General features: G+C 61.9%; 15 protein-coding genes. 10 read left to right on the plus strand and 5 right to left on the minus strand.

Annotation, left to right across the window (positions count from 1 at the left end; all coding sequences use genetic code 11):
- Nucleotides 1-7: 7 nt before the first annotated feature.
- From BUC24_RS23275 to BUC24_RS23285, 3 genes are all read left to right on the plus strand, one after another.
- On the plus strand, nt 8-1,165 hold the full coding sequence (locus tag BUC24_RS23275; protein ID WP_073222620.1) for an efflux RND transporter periplasmic adaptor subunit: 1,158 nt from the start codon (nt 8-10) through the stop codon (nt 1,163-1,165).
- Nucleotides 1,162-4,251 carry an efflux RND transporter permease subunit gene (locus BUC24_RS23280; RefSeq protein ID WP_073222622.1) on the plus strand — a complete coding sequence of 1,030 codons (3,090 nt, stop codon included), beginning with the start codon at nt 1,162-1,164 and terminating at the stop codon, nt 4,249-4,251. Before BUC24_RS23275 ends, BUC24_RS23280 begins: the two co-directional genes overlap by 4 nt.
- Before the next feature lie 160 nt (nt 4,252-4,411).
- On the plus strand, nt 4,412-5,299 hold the full coding sequence (locus tag BUC24_RS23285) for a hypothetical protein (RefSeq protein WP_229448617.1): 888 nt from the start codon (nt 4,412-4,414) through the stop codon (nt 5,297-5,299).
- Between the two features lie 136 nt (nt 5,300-5,435).
- On the opposite strand, the gene hemB is transcribed toward BUC24_RS23285, so the two are convergent.
- A complete protein-coding gene (hemB, locus tag BUC24_RS23290; protein WP_073222624.1) occupies nt 5,436-6,446 on the minus strand; it encodes a porphobilinogen synthase in 1,011 nt (336 codons plus the stop codon).
- 25 nt (nt 6,447-6,471) lie between these two features.
- Nucleotides 6,472-7,188, minus strand: a complete 717-nt coding sequence (gene yihA / locus BUC24_RS23295; RefSeq protein WP_073222626.1) for a ribosome biogenesis GTP-binding protein YihA/YsxC — start codon at nt 7,186-7,188, stop codon at nt 6,472-6,474.
- A gap of 198 nt (nt 7,189-7,386) precedes the next feature.
- Here yihA and BUC24_RS23300 point away from each other — a divergent pair, with 198 nt between their 5' ends.
- From BUC24_RS23300 to BUC24_RS23325, 6 genes are all read left to right on the plus strand, one after another.
- Nucleotides 7,387-8,079, plus strand: coding sequence for a c-type cytochrome (locus tag BUC24_RS23300; protein ID WP_073222628.1), 693 nt, complete (start codon nt 7,387-7,389; stop codon nt 8,077-8,079).
- A gap of 135 nt (nt 8,080-8,214) precedes the next feature.
- Nucleotides 8,215-10,338 carry a cytochrome c biogenesis protein ResB gene (locus BUC24_RS23305; protein WP_073222630.1) on the plus strand — a complete coding sequence of 708 codons (2,124 nt, stop codon included), beginning with the start codon at nt 8,215-8,217 and terminating at the stop codon, nt 10,336-10,338.
- Between the two features lie 29 nt (nt 10,339-10,367).
- Nucleotides 10,368-11,531 carry a c-type cytochrome biogenesis protein CcsB gene (ccsB, locus tag BUC24_RS23310; RefSeq protein ID WP_073222631.1) on the plus strand — a complete coding sequence of 388 codons (1,164 nt, stop codon included), beginning with the start codon at nt 10,368-10,370 and terminating at the stop codon, nt 11,529-11,531.
- A gap of 111 nt (nt 11,532-11,642) precedes the next feature.
- Nucleotides 11,643-12,617 carry a protein-methionine-sulfoxide reductase catalytic subunit MsrP gene (gene msrP / locus BUC24_RS23315; RefSeq protein WP_073222633.1) on the plus strand — a complete coding sequence of 325 codons (975 nt, stop codon included), beginning with the start codon at nt 11,643-11,645 and terminating at the stop codon, nt 12,615-12,617.
- 2 nt (nt 12,618-12,619) lie between these two features.
- Nucleotides 12,620-13,240: a protein-methionine-sulfoxide reductase heme-binding subunit MsrQ gene (locus tag BUC24_RS23320; protein WP_073222635.1), complete on the plus strand. Its 621-nt coding sequence runs from the start codon at nt 12,620-12,622 to the stop codon at nt 13,238-13,240.
- 42 nt (nt 13,241-13,282) lie between these two features.
- Entirely contained in the window at nt 13,283-14,353 is a 1,071-nt protein-coding gene (locus tag BUC24_RS23325; RefSeq protein ID WP_073222637.1) for an Rpn family recombination-promoting nuclease/putative transposase, read from the plus strand.
- Here the strand turns inward: BUC24_RS23325 and lysA are convergent, their stop codons facing one another.
- Together lysA and BUC24_RS26755 are read right to left on the minus strand one after the other, a co-directional pair.
- Complete coding sequence (gene lysA / locus BUC24_RS23330) at nt 14,354-15,631, minus strand: diaminopimelate decarboxylase (protein ID WP_073222639.1); 1,278 nt, start codon at nt 15,629-15,631, stop codon at nt 14,354-14,356.
- Between the two features lie 3 nt (nt 15,632-15,634).
- Complete coding sequence (locus BUC24_RS26755) at nt 15,635-15,814, minus strand: LPS translocon maturation chaperone LptM (RefSeq protein ID WP_073222641.1); 180 nt, start codon at nt 15,812-15,814, stop codon at nt 15,635-15,637.
- A 41-nt stretch (nt 15,815-15,855) separates the two neighbouring features.
- Between BUC24_RS26755 and cyaY the strand changes: the two genes are divergently transcribed.
- Nucleotides 15,856-16,182: an iron donor protein CyaY gene (cyaY, locus tag BUC24_RS23340; protein ID WP_073222643.1), complete on the plus strand. Its 327-nt coding sequence runs from the start codon at nt 15,856-15,858 to the stop codon at nt 16,180-16,182.
- A 16-nt stretch (nt 16,183-16,198) separates the two neighbouring features.
- On the opposite strand, the gene BUC24_RS23345 is transcribed toward cyaY, so the two are convergent.
- Nucleotides 16,199-18,550 (minus strand): penicillin-binding protein 1A, encoded by a 2,352-nt coding sequence (locus BUC24_RS23345; RefSeq protein ID WP_073222646.1) that lies wholly within the window; start codon nt 18,548-18,550, stop codon nt 16,199-16,201.
- Nucleotides 18,551-18,569: the final 19 nt, after the last annotated feature.

Consider the following 18,569-nt stretch of genomic DNA (forward strand, 5'->3'; position numbering starts at 1 on the left):
GCCCACCATGAAAACAAAAACCATCGTTATCTCCCTCGTGGCTGCCGCCGCCGTTGCCGGCACCGCCTACAGCCTGACCCGGCCCGATGCGGCCGCCAAAGCGAAGGAGGGTGGCGGCGCCAAGGGCGAGCAGCCGCCCACGGTCGTGAACGTGGTCAAGCCGCGCCGTGAAGACGTGCCGGTGGTGCTCTCGGCCAGCGGCAGCGTCACGCCGGTGACCAGCGTGGTGCTGCATCCGCAGACCACCAGCACCATCCGCAAGGTGCATATCCGCGAGGGCCAGTTCGTCAAGGCGGGCGACCTGATGTTCACCCTGGACGACCGCAGCGAGCGCGCCAATGTCAGCAAGGCCGACGCCCAGATCCGGCGCGACAGCGCTTCTGTGGCTGACCTGGAACGCCAGGTGGCGCGCAGCGAGCAGCTGCTGGCACAGAAGTTCATTGCCCAGGGCGCGCTGGACACCCTGCGCGCCCAGCTTGACGCCGCCCGCGCGGCCACGGGCGCCAGCCGCGCCGCGCTGCAGGCCGAGCAGGTCGCTGCCAGCTACAGCACCATCCGCGCGCCGCAGGCGGGCAGGGTGGGCGCCATCGACGTGTTTGCCGGCAGCCTGGTGCAGCCCACCAGCGCCCTGACCAGCATCACCCAGCTCGACCCGATCGACGTCGCCTTCACACTGCCCGAGTCGGCCCTGGCCGGCCTGCTGGCGGCCCAGCAGCAGGGCAAGCTGGCAGTGCAAGCGAGCACCGGTGCCGGCAAGCCGGTGGAAGGGGTACTCAATTTTGTCGACAACGCCGTCAATACCCAGGCTGGTGCGATCCGCGCCAAGGCGCGCTTTGCCAATCGCGACAGCCAGCTGTGGCCGGGGCAGTACGCCACCGCCCACATCACCCTGCAAACACTGAAGAACGCGGTCGTGATTCCGCAGACCGCCATCATCATTACGCCGCGCGGCACTTCGGTGTATGTGGTGGACGCCGAGCGCAAGGCCAAATCGGTGGCGGTCACGCGCCTGCATGCGTTTGGCCAGAATGTGGCGGTGACTGGACTGGAAGGCAACGAGCAAGTCATCACCGAGGGCAAGCAGAATCTGCGCCCGGGCGGCAAGGTCAAGCTGGCCGAAGCGCCTGCCGCCAAGGCTGACGACGTGAAGACGGCGGCGCGATGAATCTGTCCGAACTGTGTATCCGGCGCCCCGTGATGGTGGTGCTGCTCTCGGTCAGCATGGTGCTGGTCGGGATCCTGGCCTACCTGCATATTCCGGTGGCGGCCCTGCCGAGCTATAACACCCCGGTCATCAACGTCCAGGCCAATCTGTCCGGCGCCAGTCCGGAAACCATGGCGTCCTCGGTGGCGCTGCCGCTGGAAAAGCAGTTTTCCACGATTGCCGGCATTGGCGTGATCACCTCGACCAGCACCCAGGGTTCGACCTCGCTGACGCTGGAATTTGACCCTTCGATCGACATCAACACGGCCGCCATTGATGTCCAGGCAGCCCTGCTGGGCGCCCAGCGCCAGCTGCCCCAGGAAATGACGGAGCTGCCGTCCTACCGCAAGGTCAATCCGGCTGACGCGCCAGTGCTGTTCATGGCCATGACGTCGCCGTCGATGAATTTGTCGGACTTGAATGACTACGCCGAAAACCTGATTGCGCCATCGCTGTCGACCCTGCCCGGGGTGGCCCAGGTCAGCGTCAATGGCCAGAAAAAATTTGCGGTGCGCATACGCGCCAATGCCGAACTGCTGCGCGCGCGCGACATGTCCATGGACGAACTGGCGCTGGCCCTGCGCGCGGCCAATTCGAACGCCCCGCTGGGCATCATCGATGGCCCCAGCCAGACCATGACGATTCAGGGCAATGGCCAGCTGATGAACGCGGCTGCGTTTGCGGACCTGATTGTCGCCACCCGCGGCGGCCAGCCGGTGCATCTGCGCGACGTGGCCACGGTGGAAGACAGCTACCAGTCCGTCAAAGCTTACGGCAGTTACAACGGTGAGCGCTCGATCGTGCTGCTGGTGCAGCGCCAGCCGGACGCCAACACAGTGCAGGTGGTGGACGCGGTGCGCAAGCTGCTGCCGCGCTTCCAGGCCCAGGTGCCGGCCTCCATCAAGATCAACCTGGTCAACGATCGCTCGATCTCGATCCGCGAAGCGATCCACGACGTCAACCTGACCCTGGCCCTGACGGTGGTGCTGGTGGTGCTGGTGATTTTCCTGTTCCTGCACCGCGCGGCGGCCACCTTCATTCCGGCCGTGACGATGCCGATTTCGCTGCTGGGCGCCCTGTCGCTGCTGTACTGGCTGGGCTACAGCCTGGACAACGTCTCGCTGCTGGGGATCACGCTGGCCGTGGGCCTGGTGGTCGATGACGCCATCGTGGTCCTGGAAAACATCGTGCGCCATATCGAAATGGGCAAGAAGCCCATGCAGGCGGCCCTGGTGGGCGCGCGCGAAATGGGCTTTACCATCGTCTCGATTTCGATTTCGCTGGTGGCGGTGTTCATCCCGATCTTCTTCATGCCGGGTGTGATTGGCTTGCTGTTCCACGAGTTTGCGGTGGTCGTAGGGCTGTCGATCCTGGTGTCGGCGCTGGTGTCGCTGACGCTGGTGCCGATGCTGGCCTCGCGCCTGCTGCCCGAACACGCCGAACATGGCGAAGGCGAGAAAAGCTTCATCGGGCGCCACTTCGAGCGCGCCTTTGCGCGCGTGCGCGACAGCTATGCGCGCACGCTGGACGTGGCGCTGGCGCACCGCTTCTTCGTGCTGATGATCGCGCTGGGCACCTTTGTGCTGACCGTGGTCCTGTACACCACCATCCCCAAGGGCTTCTTTCCCGAAGAAGACCTGGGCCAGATGCGCATGAGTATCGAGGCGGCCGAAGATACCTCGACCGAGGCCATGCTGGTGCTGCAGACCAAGGTGGTCGACATCATCCGCGCCGACCCCAACATCCAGGACGTAACCTCGTTTACGGGCGGCGGCAACACCGGGCGCGGCTTCATTGCGCTGAAACCGCGCGGGGAACGCAAGCCGATGCCGGAAGTGGTTGATGGCCTGCGCAAGAGCCTGCGCCAGGTGGCCGGCGTGTCGGTGTTCCTGTCGCCGGTGCAGAACTTGCAGCTGGGCGGACGCCCAAGCAAGAGCCGCTACCAGTACACGCTGCAAAGCGTGAGCTCGGACGCACTCGGGGAGTGGGCCAACAAATACCTGGAGCGCATGCGCGCCGATCCGGCCTTCCGCGACGTCACCAGCGATTCTCAAAACCGCGGCTTGCAGGCGACCCTGAACATTGACCGCGACAAGGCCAATGCCATGGGCGTGCAGCTGGCCGACGTGCGCACCGCGCTGTACGCGGCCTTTGGCGAGCGCCAGGTCTCGACCATTTACGGGCCCACGGCCAGTTACAACGTGATCCTGGAAGCCGATGCCGCCGACCGCCAGTCGGAAGAAGCGCTGTCGCGCATGACGGTGCGCAGCAAGAGCGGCCAGCTGGTGCAGATCAACGCCTTTGCCACGGTTGAACGCACGGTGGGGCCAACCTCCGTCAATCACCAGGGCCAGCTGCAGGCCATCACCCTGTCGTTCAATCTGCCGCCGGATGTGCCGCTGGGCGTGGCCACGGCCAAGATCGACCAGATGGGCGTGCAAATGAAGCTGCCGGCCTCGGTCATCACCAAATACGGCGGCGACGCGGCCGTTTTCCAGGATTCGCAATCGTCCCAGATCATTCTGATCGTGGCGGCCCTGGGCGTGATTTATGTGCTGCTGGGGGTGCTGTACGAAAGTTATATCCACCCGCTGACGATTCTGGCAGGCTTGCCGTCGGCGGCGGTGGGCGCGCTGCTGACTCTGCGTCTATTCAACATGGATCTGACGATGATTGCCATCATCGGGATCTTGATGCTGATCGGGATCGTCAAGAAAAACGCCATCATGATGATTGACTTTGCCCTGGATGCCCAGCGCAGCGAGGGCATGACGCCGCAGGCTGCCATCCGCGAAGCGTGCGTGCTGCGCTTCCGCCCGATCCTGATGACGACCCTTGCGGCCCTGATGGGGGCCTTGCCGATTGCTCTGGGCCTGGGCGCCGGCGCCGAGCTGCGTCAGCCGCTGGGCCTGGCCGTGGTGGGCGGCTTGCTGTTCTCGCAAGTGATCACCTTGTACATCACACCAGTGATTTATCTGTACCTGGACCGCTTCAGCGGGACCGGACCAATGTCTGATGAGAAACTAAACGGACTAAGCGCCGCTTAAGCCAATCTTAACCTAAACTAACATTGCTGAAACATACTGTCACATCGACAGGTGCCCGAGCGGGTATCCTGTTGGTGTTCCGGCAGTGCACAAAGCCGCGTAAAGCGGTTAGACTCCGCACGGACCCAACCCGATTCATCGTTCCCGTGGGATAACAGTTTTGATTTTGAGTGAGCATGCCCATTTTTCGTCGGACCAGTCCGGCATTTGCGCGCACTGCGGCCAGCCCCTGCCGGGCTCGTCCGAGCCGCGCTACGGGCAGTCGCGCACCAAGCCCTGGGGCTTGCTGGCGACCATACTGCTGCACTTGCTGCTGGTACTGATCTACATCCTCAAGCCGTCCAAGGACATGACCAAGGCGCCGCCCCCTGCGGGCGAAGCGATTACCTACATCGCCCCCTTGCCAGGCAAACCCAAGAAGAAGGAAATGGCGGCCGCGCCGGCCAAGCCGGTCAAGCGCCGGCCCGAGGTGGTGCAGATTGAACGTTTGCCCAACACGATTACGCTGCCCAAAGAGCAGCGCGTAGAACCGGTACCCAAGCCCGAACCGAAACCCGAGGTCGACACCAGCATCGACATGGCGGACGCGATTGCCGCCAAGCGGCGCGCGCGCGGTCAGGCCACCGAAGAGCAGGCCGGCGAGGAAAGCGAGAAGGACCGCGGCATGCGCAATGCGCTGGCCAATATCGCTGCGGCCAATGGCAAGAGCAAGGGCGATGACCGCAATGACACAGGTGGCGTGTTCAGCATTTCGGACCAGTCGTTCAGCAGCGCCCAGCTCAAGTTCCGCGGCTGGAACCCCAGCTTCAAGCGGCGCTGGCTGCAGCAGGTGGATGTTCAGCTGGGCACCGAGCGCGATATTGAGACGGCCATCGTTAAAAAGATGATCGAGCTGATTCGCAAGGAAAAGACCGGTGACTTCGAATGGGATTCGCACCGCTTGCAGCGCGTGGTCAAGATGAGCGCGCGGCCGCAGGATCAGGCCGAGCTGGAAGCGTTCCTGTATCTGGAGATGTTCCCGGGGTACAAGCCGCCAAGGACCCGGTAGCAAAACCACATCGCCCTCGCGAAGGCGGGGGCCTATGCCACGTTACCGAATTCGGTGAAGTGGCATAGGCCCCCGCCTTCGCGAGGGCGATGTTGTTCAAATGCCATCTATCCGGCCACTGCGAGGGCGATGTGGTTTAAGCGCGCGCCTTGAGCAAGCGCGCAATATCCCGCGCAAAGTAGGTCAGCACGCCATCGGCGCCGGCGCGCTTGAACGCCATCATCGATTCCATCATCACCTTGTCGTGATCAAGCCAGCCGTTTTGCGCGGCGGCCTTGAGCATCGCGTATTCGCCACTGACCTGGTAGGCAAAGGTGGGCACCTTGAATTCGTCCTTCACGCGCCGCACGATATCCAGGTAAGGCATGCCCGGCTTGACCATCACCATGTCAGCACCTTCAGCAATGTCGAGCGCCACTTCGCGCAGCGCTTCATCGCTGTTGGCCGGATCCATCTGGTAGGTGTTCTTGTCGCTCCTGCCCAGGTTGCCCGAGGAGCCCACCGCGTCGCGGAAAGGACCGTAGAAGGCCGAGGCATACTTGGCCGAATACGCCATGATGCGGGTATGAATATGGCGCTGCTCTTCCAGCGCGGCCCGAATGGCGCCAATGCGGCCATCCATCATGTCCGACGGCGCCACCACATCGACGCCGGCCTCGGACTGGCACAGGGCCTGGCGGATCAGCATGGCGATGGTTTCATCGTTGATCACGTAACCGTTGGCGTCGATCAGACCATCCTGGCCATGGCTGGTGAACGGGTCCAGCGCCACGTCGGTGATGATGCCCAGCTCCGGGAAGCGGTCCTTGAGCGCGCGTACCGCGCGCGGCACCAGACCATCCGGGTTGGTCGCCTCGATGCCGTCGGGCGTCTTGAGCGCGCTGTCGATCACCGGGAACAGGGCCAGCGCCGGGATGCCCAGCTTGACGCATTCTTCGGCTACCGGCAGCAGCAGATCGACCGACACGCGTTCCACGCCCGGCATCGAGCCAACCTGCTGGCGCTGGTTGGCGCCGTCCAGGATGAACACCGGGTAAATCAGGTCGGACGCGGTGACCGTGTTTTCACGCATCAGGGCGCGCGAGAACGGGTCGCGGCGCATGCGGCGCATGCGGCTGCCAGGGTAAGTTACAGGATGGGTGGGCATGGGCAAATTCCAGAGAACAGAAAAATCAGTCGTCGCTGTCGACCGGGTCGACCAGCGGCACGTTCGGATCGGTCTCGATCGGGGTCAGACCCAGCAGATCGATGATCTTGTCATTGGCTTCTTCGATGCCGATGCGCTTGAGCGCGGAGAACAATTGCACCGTGAACGGGAAGCCTTCGCCATCTTCGTCGACATAGCTCTCCAGCATCATCTTGGCCTGGCGCAGCGCATTGGTCGATTCATTGCGGTTGAGCTTGTCGGCCTTGGTCAGGATGCAGTGGATCGGCTTGCCGGTGGGGGCGAACCATTCCAGCATCTGGATGTCCAGCTCCGTAAAGGGGCGGCGCGAATCCATGATCAGCACCAGCGCGGCCAGCTGCTCGCGGCGCTGTACATAGTCGCCCAGCAGCTTCTGCCAGTGCAGCTTGGCCGAGCCCGAGACTTCCGCGTAACCGTAGCCAGGCAAGTCGACCAGCAGCGCTTCGATTTCCTCGACGATGGTCGGGTCTTTCCGGTGCTGGCCAACGTGGGCGCCACCGATGGAAAAGTAATTGATGTGCTGCGTCCGGCCAGGGGTCTTGGAGGCGAACGCCAAGCCCTTCTGGTTGGTCAGAATGTTAATTGCGGTCGATTTGCCCGCGTTGGAACGGCCGGCAAAGGCGATTTCCGGTGCCTGCGTATCAGGCAAATCGCGCAATTGGTTAACGGTCGTAAAGAAACGGGCTTGCCAGAGTTTGGACATGGAATGGGCAGAAAATGCAAGAATTTGGAACAACAGGGGGCGATAACCCAAGAAAGCTATTGTACAATAAGGGGTTACGAATTGTTGCGGCGCAGAAGCCATCGCGCCCTTGCAAGGTCGTCTGCAGGATGTGGCGGGATGAATTTCCCCGGGAATCTCCTAATAAAATCAATTTTTGACTTGTCTCAGGGTGTTTGAATGAATCGTGCGTTTTCTTCGTTGGTGAAATCCGTGCTGGTGGCAACGCTGGCAGTGTCCGGCCTGGCGTCGGCAGCCGAACATGCCGCCGCTGCGGCACCAGCCAAGGCTGATGCAGCCAAGGGCGCCACGCTGTACGACAGCGGCGACGCCGCGCGCGGCATCCCGGCCTGCGCGTCGTGCCACGGCGCGAATGGCAACTCGACCATTGCCGCCAACCCGAAACTGGCCGGCCAGCCTGAAGCCTATATTTACAAGCAGCTGGTGGACTTCACCACGCCCAACCGCGTCAACCCGGTCATGAGCACCTACGCCAAGGCCCTGTCGGAAGACGAAAAGAAAAACCTGGCTGCCTATCTGTCGGCGCAAACCCAAAAGCCGGGCGCTGCCAAGAACAAGGACATCGTCGAACTGGGCAAAAAGATTTACCGCGGCGGTATCGCGGCCAACGGCGTGGCCGCCTGCGCCAGCTGCCACGGCGCCAACGGCCACGGCATTCCAGCCCTGTTCCCGCGCCTGGCCGGTCAGCACCAGGATTACACCGTCGCCCAGCTGCAATCGTTCAAGGCATCGAACAGCAGCACCCCGCCGTCGGGCGCGCGCAAGAACAGCGTGCAGATGCAAACGCTGGCCAAGCGCATGACCGAAGACGAAATGAAAGCCGTGGCCGATTACATCGCCGGCCTGAAATAAGCAGCATCAGGTGTGCGGCAGCGCCTGCGGGCGCGCCGCGCGGCAGGACCCAAAGGGCAGCGGCGCAAGCGGGCTGCCCTTTTTGTTGGTATCCTCGCGGGTTGCTCACCTGCGCCGACTGGAATTGTAGAACGTATGAGTACCACCGGAATTACCCTCAAGACGCGTCACCGCACCGTTGCCGACCTGGTCGAGCTGGTGTCGTCGATGCGTTTTGCGATCACCATGCTGGTGATGATCATGATTGCCGCCATCATTGGCACGGTCCTGACCCAGAACCAGCCCATGCCGAACTACGTCAATCAGTTCGGTCCGTTCTGGTATGTGATCTTCGACAAGCTGGGCCTGTATGCGGTGTACTCGGCCTGGTGGTTCATCCTGATCCTCACGCTGCTGCTGGCGTCGACCACCTTCTGCATCCTGCGCAACGCCCCTAAAATGCTGCGCGACATGCGCAGCTGGCGCGAAAACGTGCGCGAAGCGTCCCTGCGCAATTTCCATCACAAGGTCGAATGGCAAGCTGGCATGAGCCGCGATGCGCTGGCCCAGCAGACTGCCGCGCGCCTGGTGCATGCCGGTTATTCGGCCAAGGTGGTGGACAAGGGCCATGGCTTGCTGGTGGCGGCCAAGAAGGGCGCGGCCAACAAGTTCGGCTACATCTTTGCGCACAGCGCCATTGTGATCATTCTGGTGGGCGGCATGCTCGACTCGGACTTGCCCATCCAGTTCCAGGAAAAAGTGCTGGGCAAGACGGCCTACCTGGGCGGTGGGGTCATTGCTGACATCCCGGCCCAGCACAAGCTGAGCCCGTCCAACCCCACTTACCGCGGCAACACCTTCATCCCGGAAGGGCAGTCCAGCGACATCGCCCTGATCCCGCGCGCGGAAGGCAATCTGCTGCAGCCGCTGCCGTTTACGATCGAACTGAAAAAATTCATCATCGATTTTTACTCGACCGGCATGCCCAAGCTGTTTGCCAGTGAAGTGCAGATCCATGACCCCGAGACGGGTAAAAAATTCAGCGCCACCATCAAGGTCAACGAGCCGCTGATCTACAAGGGTGTGGCGGTGTACCAGTCCAGCTTTGAAGACGGCGGCACCCGCCTGAAGCTGACCGGTTTTCCCATGAGCGGCAACAGCCAGACCCCGTTTGCCCTGGAAGGCGAAGTCAATGGCGCCACGCCGCTGGCGCGCGGCGCGGAAACCTTCAGCGTCGAGTGGTCGGGCTTTCGGCCGTTTAACGTGGAGAACGTCGCCGCCAGCAACGATGCGCGCAGCGTGGCCAAGGGCGACAGCCTGAATGAAGCGCTGGCGCGCACGCTTGACCAGCACTCCGGGTCCGCCGCCAAAAACGCCAACAACAAGGACCTCAAGAACGTCGGCCCCAGCGTGCAGTACAAGCTGCGCGACGCCACGGGCCAGGCGCGCGAATACCAGAACTACATGCAGCCGGTCACCATTGACGGCGCCCAACTGTTCCTCGCCGGGGTGCGCGCCAACCCCAACGATGCCTTCAGTTACCTGCGCATTCCGGCCGACGATGCCCATACCGTCAAGGAATGGATGCGCATGCGTGCCGCGCTGGCCGAGCCGGCCCTGCGCGCCGCTGCTGCCGCCCGCTATGCGCGGCGCGCCTTGCCGGCCAGGGGCAGTGCCGACAATGGCGCACTGGAGCGCCAGCTGGAGGAATCCGCAGCGCGCAGCCTGGCCATTTTTGCCGGCGCGAGCGGGCAGGGAACTGGCGGCACCGACAATGGCCAGGGGGGCTACGCAGCCGTGGCCCGCTTCCTGGAAAAAATCCCGGCCGCCGAGCAGGAAAACGCCGCCCGCATCTTCATGAAAATCCTGAACGGCACCTTGTGGGAATTGTGGCAGGCCGCGCGCGAGCAGGACGGGCTGGCCGAAGCCGAGCCGAACGACACGCACGGGCGCTTCATCCAGCTGGCGGCCAATGCCCTGTCCGACAGCTTCTTCTACGGCGCACCCGTGTATCTGCAACTGGATGAATTTGTCGAAGTCAAAGCGTCCGTGCTGCAAGTGACGCGTTCACCGGGCAAGCCGGTGGTCTACTTTGGCTGTCTGTTACTGGTGCTGGGGGTGTTTGCCATGTTCTATATCCGCGAACGGCGGCTGTGGGTCTGGATCCGCGCCGACGAAGGCGGCGCGCACGCGCTGATGGCAATGAGCACCCAACGCAAGACGCTCGATTTCGAGCATGAATTTAACGATCTGAAAACGAAGCTGCCGCAATCGGCGTAAGCTGTCAGGGCGGGTTTCTGGAGAACGACATGGAATTATCACAAACGCAACCATCGGGCGCGACTTATCAGCAAGCGCCAGGCTACTTCAAACGGCTGGGCATGGCGGACTGGCTGTATGCAGCCGGGCTGCTCGCTGCCGCCTTGTTTGCCCTGTCACGCTATGGCCACTTCATGGATGGCTATGAAAAGGCCATTTTGCTGCTGACCGCGCCTGTCTTTGCGGCCCTGGGCTGGCACTGGAAGCCGGTGCGCGCGCTGCTGCCTGCGGTGGCGGTGTTGAGCTTGCTTGCAATCAGTTTGTACGCCGGCAATCTGGACTTGGCCAACAAGAAATTCTTCCTCAAGTACATGCTGTCGAGCCAGTCGGCCATCTTGTGGATGAGCACGCTGTTCGCGTTTTCCACCGTGTTTTACTGGGTCGGCCTGGCCGGGCGCAGCGAATTCGGCGGTGCAGTGGGTTCCAAGCTGTGCTGGGCTGCAGTGCTGCTGGGCTGGACCGGCATGATGGTGCGCTGGTACGAGTCTTACCTGATTGGCGCGGACGTTGGCCATATTCCCGTGTCGAACCTGTATGAAGTGTTCATTCTGTTCTCGATGATCACCGCCATGTTCTATCTGTATTACGAGCAGCATTACGGCACCCGTCAGCTGGGCGCGTTTGTGCTGCCGGTCATCACGGCGGCTGTCATCTTCCTGATGTGGTACACCGTCACCCGCAACGCCGCCGACATTCAGCCGCTGGTGCCGGCCCTGCAAAGCTGGTGGATGAAGATCCACGTGCCGGCCAATTTCATCGGTTACGGCACCTTTGCCCTGGCTGCGGGCGTGGCCACGGCCTATCTGCTCAAGACCCATGGCATCCTGGCCGACCGCTTGCCAGCGCTGGAAGTGCTCGACGACCTGATGTACAAGTCGATCTCGGTCGGCTTCGCCTTCTTTACCGTTGCCACTATCCTGGGCGCGCTGTGGGCAGCGGAAGCCTGGGGCGGCTACTGGTCCTGGGATCCGAAGGAAACCTGGGCCCTGATTGTCTGGTTCAACTATGCTGCCTGGCTGCACGTGCGCCTGCTGACCGGCTTGCGCGGCCCTGCCACCGCCTGGTGGGCCCTGATCGGCTTGCTGATAACGACGTTTGCCTTCCTGGGCGTCAATATGTTCCTGTCGGGCTTGCATTCCTACGGCAAATTGTAAGTACGCGCGCGGGGAAATGGCCCGCTGCCGGTGAATTTCGGCCAGATGGTGTAAGGTTTATGGAAGTTGCACGACCAAAACCTGTCACCATCTGAATCGCCGGAGCACGCCATGCTGATCAAACGCAGTCCCCAGTCCCTCGTCCTGCCCGCATCCGAGATCACGCCGCAAGCGGTGTACGAAGAGCGGCGCCGCTTCATTGCCCGCATGGCTGCCGGTGCCGTGGCTGGTGGCGCGCTGTGGGAAATGGCCAATCGCGAAGCCTTTGCTGACGTGCCTGCCCAGAAGCTGGCCGCCAAGCCCAATCCTGCCTACGCGCCGCTGGAAAAGCAGACCCCGTTCAAGGATGCCAGCAGCTACAACAATTACTACGAATTCGGCCTCGACAAGGATGAGCCAGCCCAGACCGCGCACACCTTGCGCACCCGGCCATGGACGGTGTCGATCGAAGGCGAAGTCAAAAAGCCAATGACGCTCGACATCGACAGCCTGCTCAAGCTGGCACCGCTGGAAGAGCGCATCTATCGCCTGCGCTGCGTGGAAGGCTGGTCGATGGTGATTCCCTGGGTCGGTTATTCACTGTCAGCCCTGATCAAGAAGGTCGAGCCGACCGGCAACGCCAAGTTCGTTGAATTCACCACCCTGGCCGACAGCAAGCAAATGCCGGGCATCGGCAACCGTGTGCTCAACTGGCCATATGTGGAAGGCTTGCGCATCGACGAAGCCATGCATCCGCTCACCTTGCTGGGCCTGGGCATGTATGGCCAGACCCTGCCCAATCAGAACGGCGCACCGGTGCGCGTGGTGGTGCCCTGGAAATACGGCTTCAAGTCCGCCAAGTCCATCGTCAAGATCCGCTTCCTCAAGGAGCAGCCACGCACTGCCTGGAACGTGTCGGCCCCAAGCGAATACGGCTTCTATTCCAACGTCAATCCTGAGGTCGACCACCCGCGCTGGTCGCAGGCGAGCGAACGGCGCATTGGCGAAGATGGCTTCTTCCAGAAAAAGCGCAAGACGCTCATGTTCAACGGCTATCCCGAAGTGGCATCGCTGTACACCGGCATGGACTTGAAAAAGAACTTCTGAGCATGGCCTTCAATCCAAGTCCCAAACAGCTGGTCCTGATCAAGGCGGCGCTGTTCGTGCTGGCCCTGTTGCCGCTGGCACGGTTGGTTTGGCTGACCGTCAGCGGCCAGTTTGTCGATCCGCTGGAAGCGATCACGCGCGGCACCGGCGACTGGGTGCTGTATCTGCTGTGCATCACGCTGGCCGTGACGCCCCTGCGCCGCCTGTCGGGCTGGAACTGGGTCGTCAAGCTGCGCCGCATGGCGGGCTTGTTCGCGTTCTTTTATGCCTTCCTGCACTTCCTCGCCTTCCTCTGGTTCGATCACTTTTTCGATCTGGCGGCGATGTGGAAGGATGTCCTCAAACGGCCTTTCATCACGGTCGGTTTCATTGCCTTCGTGCTGCTCATTCCGCTGGCGGTCACCAGCACCAACGGCATGATCAAGCGCCTCGGCGGCAAGCGCTGGCAATGGCTGCATCGCCTTATCTACCTCATTGCGCCACTTGGCATTCTGCATTTTTGGTGGATGAAGGCAGGCAAGCATAACTTCACGCAGCCCATCATTTTTGGCGTGATCGTGGCGGTCCTGCTTGGCTTGCGCCTGGTTTGGCTGCGTCAGAAAGCGGTGCGCGCGCACGCTTGAGGCAGGCCAGATTGCGGGCTTGCTCCGGGCCCAGAATGGTGCATGAGTGGCCGCTACGATCTTGGTTACAAGCAATTATTCGCGCACCCGGAACTCGTGCGCGAATTGCTGACCCAATTTACCCCCTGCACCTGGCTGGCCGCGCTCGAGGTGAGCGCATTTGAGCGCGTCAATCCCAGTTATGTTGGCGAGCACAAGGCCGAGCGTCAGGATGATCTGGTCTGGCGTGTGCGTTGCGGCGCGGACTGGGTGTACATCTATATTCTGCTTGAGTTTCAGTCCAATATCGACCGCTGGATGGCGCTGCGCATGCAAGTGTATGTGGGCTTGCTGTACCAGGATCTCGTCAAGCGGCACGAGCTTGCACCGGGCCACAAGCTGCCTGCCGTGCTGCCCCTGGTGTTCTACAACGGCGCCACGCCCTGGAGCGCTGCGCTTGAGCTGAGCCAGATGATTGTTCCGGCGCCGGATGGTTTGCATGGCCTGCAGGCGGCCCAGCGCTATTTGCTGGTCGACCAGCAGCGTCTCGATCCGAACGCGCTCGAGGCGCACGGCAGCTTGCTGGCGCTCTTGTTCAAGCTTGAACTTTCAGAGGCGACGACGGTCTTACCGGACGTACTGGCATCGCTGTCGGCATGGTTTGCCGATGTCGCACAAGAACCATTGCGGCGCAGCGTACTGCTTTGGCTGGAAGACGTCGTCGCGCGTGAAATGCCAGGCGTACCAGTCGAGCAAGTCATCCTTGGACATGGAGGTCATATGGCGGCGCGCAAATATGCAACCTGGCTTGATTGCTGGAAGGACGAAGGCAGGCAGATCGGCCTGGAATTGGGCAAGTTGGAGGGGATGGAACTGGGCAAGGCAGAGGGCAAGGAACTGGGCAAGGCAGAGGGCAAGGAACTGGGCAAGGCAGAGGGAAAGGCAGAAGGACAGCGCCATGCACTTGTCAAAGTGATCGAGGCGCGCTTCGGGGCGCTGCCACCTGCCACCGCACAAATCGTGGCTGACATTCCCAACGATGATCTGGAGCGCTGGATCGTCAAGGCCGCCAGCGCCCCCAGTTTGCAGGCGCTGGCCGATGGCGCAGCGCCATCGGCACATCACGCCAGTTAGTTACTTCAGCAACGATTCCAGCGCGAACAGATCAGCAGGGTTTTCCCGCTCGCGCACCAGGTGCACGTGGTCACCGTCGACGATGACTTCAGCGGCACGTCCGCGCGTGTTGTAGTTCGAGGACATGGTCAAGCCATACGCACCTGCCTGCATAATGGCAAGCAAGTCGCCCTGCTCGACAGCCAGCGCGCGTTCGCGTGCCAGCCAGTCGCCGGACTCGCACACCGGGCCCACTACGTCATACAGTGCCGGCGCCGTATCGCGCAGTGCGACCGGCCGCACATCCATCCAGGCTTGGTAAAGGGCAGGGCGCATCAAGTCATTCATGGCCGCGTCAACGATGCAGAAATTCTTTTCGGCGCCGGGCTTGAGGTATTCCACGCGCGTGAGCAAGACCCCGGTATCACCCACGATGGCGCGGCCCGGTTCGAAAATCACCTTGATCGGGGCGCCACCATAACTGGCAGCGCGCCAGGCGTCGATGCGGGCAAACACGCGGCCCAGGTAGTCGCCCACTGGCACCGGTTCGTCTTCACCGGCTTCGCCGTAATTGATGCCAATGCCGCCGCCCATGTCCAGGTGGTGCAGCACAATGCCCTCCTGCGCCAGTGCATCGATCAGTTCGATGAGCTTGTCGAGCGCCTCCAGCAGCGGCGCGTCGTCGAGCAGCTGGGAGCCGATATGGCAGTCGATCCCCACCGGCTCAAGATGGGGCAGGGCAGCGGCAGCGCGGTAGGTGGCGAGCGCGTCGTCGAACGCGACGCCGAACTTGTTGGCCTTCAGGCCGGTCGCAATGTAGGGATGGGTCTTGGCATCCACGTTCGGATTGACGCGCAGCGACACTCGCGCCGTCAGGCCCATGGCGCCGGCGACGGCATTGAGGCGGTGCAGTTCCGGGATCGATTCAACGTTGAAGCACAAGATGTCGTGTTCCAGGGCCAGGCGCATCTCCGCCTCGCTCTTGCCGACGCCGGAGAAAATCACCTTGCCCGGATCACCGCCGGCCGCGACCACGCGCAGCAGTTCGCCGCCGGAAACGATGTCAAAGCCGGCGCCTTGCCGGGCCAGCAGGTTCAGGATGGCCAGGTTGGAATTGGCCTTCATGGCGTAGCAGACCAGGGCATCGCGACCGGCGCAGGCGCTGGCAAACGCGTCGAAATTGGCCAGCAGGGCGGCCTTCGAATAGACGTAGGTGGGCGTGCCGAACTGCTCGGCAATGTGGTGCAGGGGCGTGGCTTCGGCGTGCAGGACGCCATCAAGGTGAAAGAATTGCGACATGAATTATTCGTTGGTGGGGGTGGGCGTGGGCGATGGAAGTGGCACCGGCGCGCTCGCCTTGGGTGTGGCTTTGGCCGGTGGGGCAGGCATGTACAGCGGTCCGGTTTGACCGCAGCCGGCCAGCAGCAGTCCGGATAAGACCACGGCGGCAATGCCGGTATTACGCGAGAAAGAAGACTTCACGATTAGAATCAAGGTTTGATGGGTAGACCTTGGAGTGTAGCATGAGCGAAAAAGAATTTTTGGACCTGGCAGAATCGACCTTGAACACCATCGAAGCAGCCATGGACAGGCTGAACGACGAGGACGTCATCGATGTGGAATGCAAGCGCAGTGGCAATGTGCTGGAGATCGAATTCATCGACAACGGCAGCAAGATCATTGTCAACAGCCAGGCGCCCATGAAGGAATTGTGGGTAGCCGCCAAGTCGGGCGGCTTCCATTACCGGCACCAGGACGGTGCCTGGCGCAATACCCGGGACGGCTCGGAACTGTTCGCGGCCCTGTCGGCCCTGGCCAGCGCCCAGGGCGGCGCCGCCGTCACGCTTTGAAGCGCAGGGACCCGTCTTAGAACAGCTCGTTCTTGACCGCGTCCTTGCTCTTTTCTTCCGCCGGCACGGTTTGTTCGCCGACATCCAGACTCTGTACACCCGTGCCTGGCGGGTTTTCGGCATAGTAATAGTCATCCCCCACCTTGATCATGCCGTCGGGTACGGCACGCTCTTCGATGGGCACGTCTTTCAAGGCCTTCTGCATGTAGCCAATCCAGATCGGCAGTGCCAGGCCGCCCCCGGTTTCCTTGTTACCCAGGTTCTTCGGCTGGTCGTAGCCGATCCAGGCAATGCCCACCAGATGCGGCTGGTAGCCAGCGAACCAGGCATCGATCGAATCGTTGGTGGTCCCGGTCTTGCCGGCCAGATCGGTGCGTTTCAGCGACAAGGCCTTGGTGGCGGTGCCGTAGCGCACCACGTCCTTGAGCATGCTGTCGACCAGGAAGGCATTGCGGGCGTCGATCACGCGGTTTGCTTCATTGCCGGCCTTGTCGGGCGTGGCCTGTGACAGCACCTTGCCGTCGCTGTCGGTGACCTTGGAAATGAGGTAGGGACTGACGCGGTAGCCGCCGTTGGCAAACACCGAATAGGCGCCTGCCATCTGCAAGGGGGTGGTCGCGCCGGCACCCAGTGCCAGCGTCAGGTAGGGCGGATTCTTTTCCGGCTCGAAGCCGAAGCGGGTGGTGTATTCCTGGCCGTACTTGGCGCCAATCTTGTTCAAGATGCGGATCGAAATCATGTTCTTGGACTTGGTCAGTCCGCGCCGCATGGTCATCGGTCCTTCATACTTGTTGTCGTAGTTCTTCGGTTCCCAGGCCTGGCCGCCGGTCTGGCCCGCATCAAAGCTGATCGGGGCATCGTTGATGATGGTGGCCGGCGACAAACCACGCTCGAGCGAGGCGGAATAGATGAAGGGCTTGAACGAGGAGCCCGGCTGGCGCCAGGCCTGGGTCACGTGGTTGAACTTGTTGCGGTTATAGTCGAAGCCGCCCACCAGCGCGTGGATGGCGCCGTCAGTCGGATCGGTGGCCACGAAGGCCGATTCGACTTCCGGCATTTGCGTCACGCTCCAGTCGCGCCCTTCCTGGGTCACCCGGATCACGGCGCCGCGCTTGACGCGGCGATTGGGCGCGGCCTTGGCCGACAGCCAGTTCTGGGCAAAGGCCAGTCCCGTGCCCTTGATGCGGATATCTTCGCCCGAAGCGAGCACCGCGTGGATTTCAGTGGGCGAGGCTTCCAGCACCATGGCGGCGACGATGTCGTCGCTGTCGGGATGGTCGGCCAGTTCGGTTTCAATCGCTTCGTCCGCCTCTTCCTTGGCAGCGGGAATCTCGATATACGCTTCCGGTCCGCGGTAGGGATGGCGCCGCTCGTACTCCATCACGCCGCGCCGCAGTGCCAGATAGGCCGCATCCTGGTCGGCCTTGGTGATCGTGGTAAACACATTCAGGCCGCGCGTGTAGGTGTCTTCCTTGAACTGCTCATACACCAGCTGGCGCGCCATTTCCGCCACATACTCGGCATGCACGCCGAACGCGCTGCTGTCGGTCTTGATCTTGAGCTCTTCGTTCTTGGCCTTTTCGAACTGGGCATCGGTCAGATAACCAAGCTGGTGCATGCGCACCAAAATGTATTGCTGGCGCGTACGGGCCCGCTTCGGATTGACCACCGGGTTATAGGCTGACGGTGCCTTGGGCAAGCCAGCCAGCATGGCCGCTTCGCCAATACTGATGTCCTTGATATTCTTGCCAAAATAGATTTGCGCGGCAGAGGCGAAGCCGAACGCACGCTGGCCCAGATAAATCTGGTTCATATAGACCTCGAGGATCTGGTCCTTGGTCAGGTTTTTCTCGATTTTCCAGGACAGCAGAATTTCGTAGGCCTTGCGCTTGTACGATTGCTCGGATGACAGGAAGAAGTTGCGCGCCACCTGCTGGGTGATGGTGGACGCGCCCTGGCGCGCCCCGCTGCTCGAGGCATTGTGCAAGAACGCGCGCAGGGCACCCTTGTAGTCGACCCCGCCATGTTCGTAGAAGCGGTCATCCTCGATCGCCAGGATGGCTTTTTTCATCACATCCGGAATGTCTTTGAGGCGCACCAGGTTGCGCCGCTCCTCGCCAAACTCGCCAATCAGGACATTGTCGGCAGAAAAGATACGCAAAGGCATTTTTGGCCGGTAATCGGTCAGGGTGTCGAGTGCCGGCAAGTTCGGGTAGGCCATGGCAAGTGCAAAAACCACAAGCAAGAGGCCGACCAGGCCCAGCCCGACGATGCCGCCCAGCACCATAAACAACAGTTTTTTGACACTGCGCTTGCTGCCTGCGCCAGAGGGAGAAGAGGGTTTACGGTCCGTTGCGGAGGAGGCCATGCGGATTAAATCTTTCAGG

This window comes from Massilia sp. CF038 (genome assembly GCF_900129765.1).
In the GTDB taxonomy this organism is placed as follows: domain Bacteria; phylum Pseudomonadota; class Gammaproteobacteria; order Burkholderiales; family Burkholderiaceae_D; genus Telluria_A.

Excerpts from the sequence above, each read along its gene's own strand:
- BUC24_RS23275 (WP_073222620.1), top strand. The coding sequence starts at position 8 with ATGAAAACAAAAACCATCGTTATCTCCCTCGTGGCTGCCGCCGCCGTT.
- BUC24_RS23280 (WP_073222622.1), top strand. The coding sequence starts at position 1,162 with ATGAATCTGTCCGAACTGTGTATCCGGCGCCCCGTGATGGTGGTGCTG.
- hemB (WP_073222624.1), bottom strand. The coding sequence starts at position 6,446 with ATGCCCACCCATCCTGTAACTTACCCTGGCAGCCGCATGCGCCGCATG.
- yihA (WP_073222626.1), bottom strand. The coding sequence starts at position 7,188 with ATGTCCAAACTCTGGCAAGCCCGTTTCTTTACGACCGTTAACCAATTG.
- BUC24_RS23300 (WP_073222628.1), top strand. The coding sequence starts at position 7,387 with ATGAATCGTGCGTTTTCTTCGTTGGTGAAATCCGTGCTGGTGGCAACG.
- BUC24_RS23305 (WP_073222630.1), top strand. The coding sequence starts at position 8,215 with ATGAGTACCACCGGAATTACCCTCAAGACGCGTCACCGCACCGTTGCC.
- ccsB (WP_073222631.1), top strand. The coding sequence starts at position 10,368 with ATGGAATTATCACAAACGCAACCATCGGGCGCGACTTATCAGCAAGCG.
- msrP (WP_073222633.1), top strand. The coding sequence starts at position 11,643 with ATGCTGATCAAACGCAGTCCCCAGTCCCTCGTCCTGCCCGCATCCGAG.
- BUC24_RS23320 (WP_073222635.1), top strand. The coding sequence starts at position 12,620 with ATGGCCTTCAATCCAAGTCCCAAACAGCTGGTCCTGATCAAGGCGGCG.
- BUC24_RS23325 (WP_073222637.1), top strand. The coding sequence starts at position 13,283 with ATGAGTGGCCGCTACGATCTTGGTTACAAGCAATTATTCGCGCACCCG.
- lysA (WP_073222639.1), bottom strand. The coding sequence starts at position 15,631 with ATGTCGCAATTCTTTCACCTTGATGGCGTCCTGCACGCCGAAGCCACG.
- cyaY (WP_073222643.1), top strand. The coding sequence starts at position 15,856 with ATGAGCGAAAAAGAATTTTTGGACCTGGCAGAATCGACCTTGAACACC.
- BUC24_RS23345 (WP_073222646.1), bottom strand. The coding sequence starts at position 18,550 with ATGGCCTCCTCCGCAACGGACCGTAAACCCTCTTCTCCCTCTGGCGCA.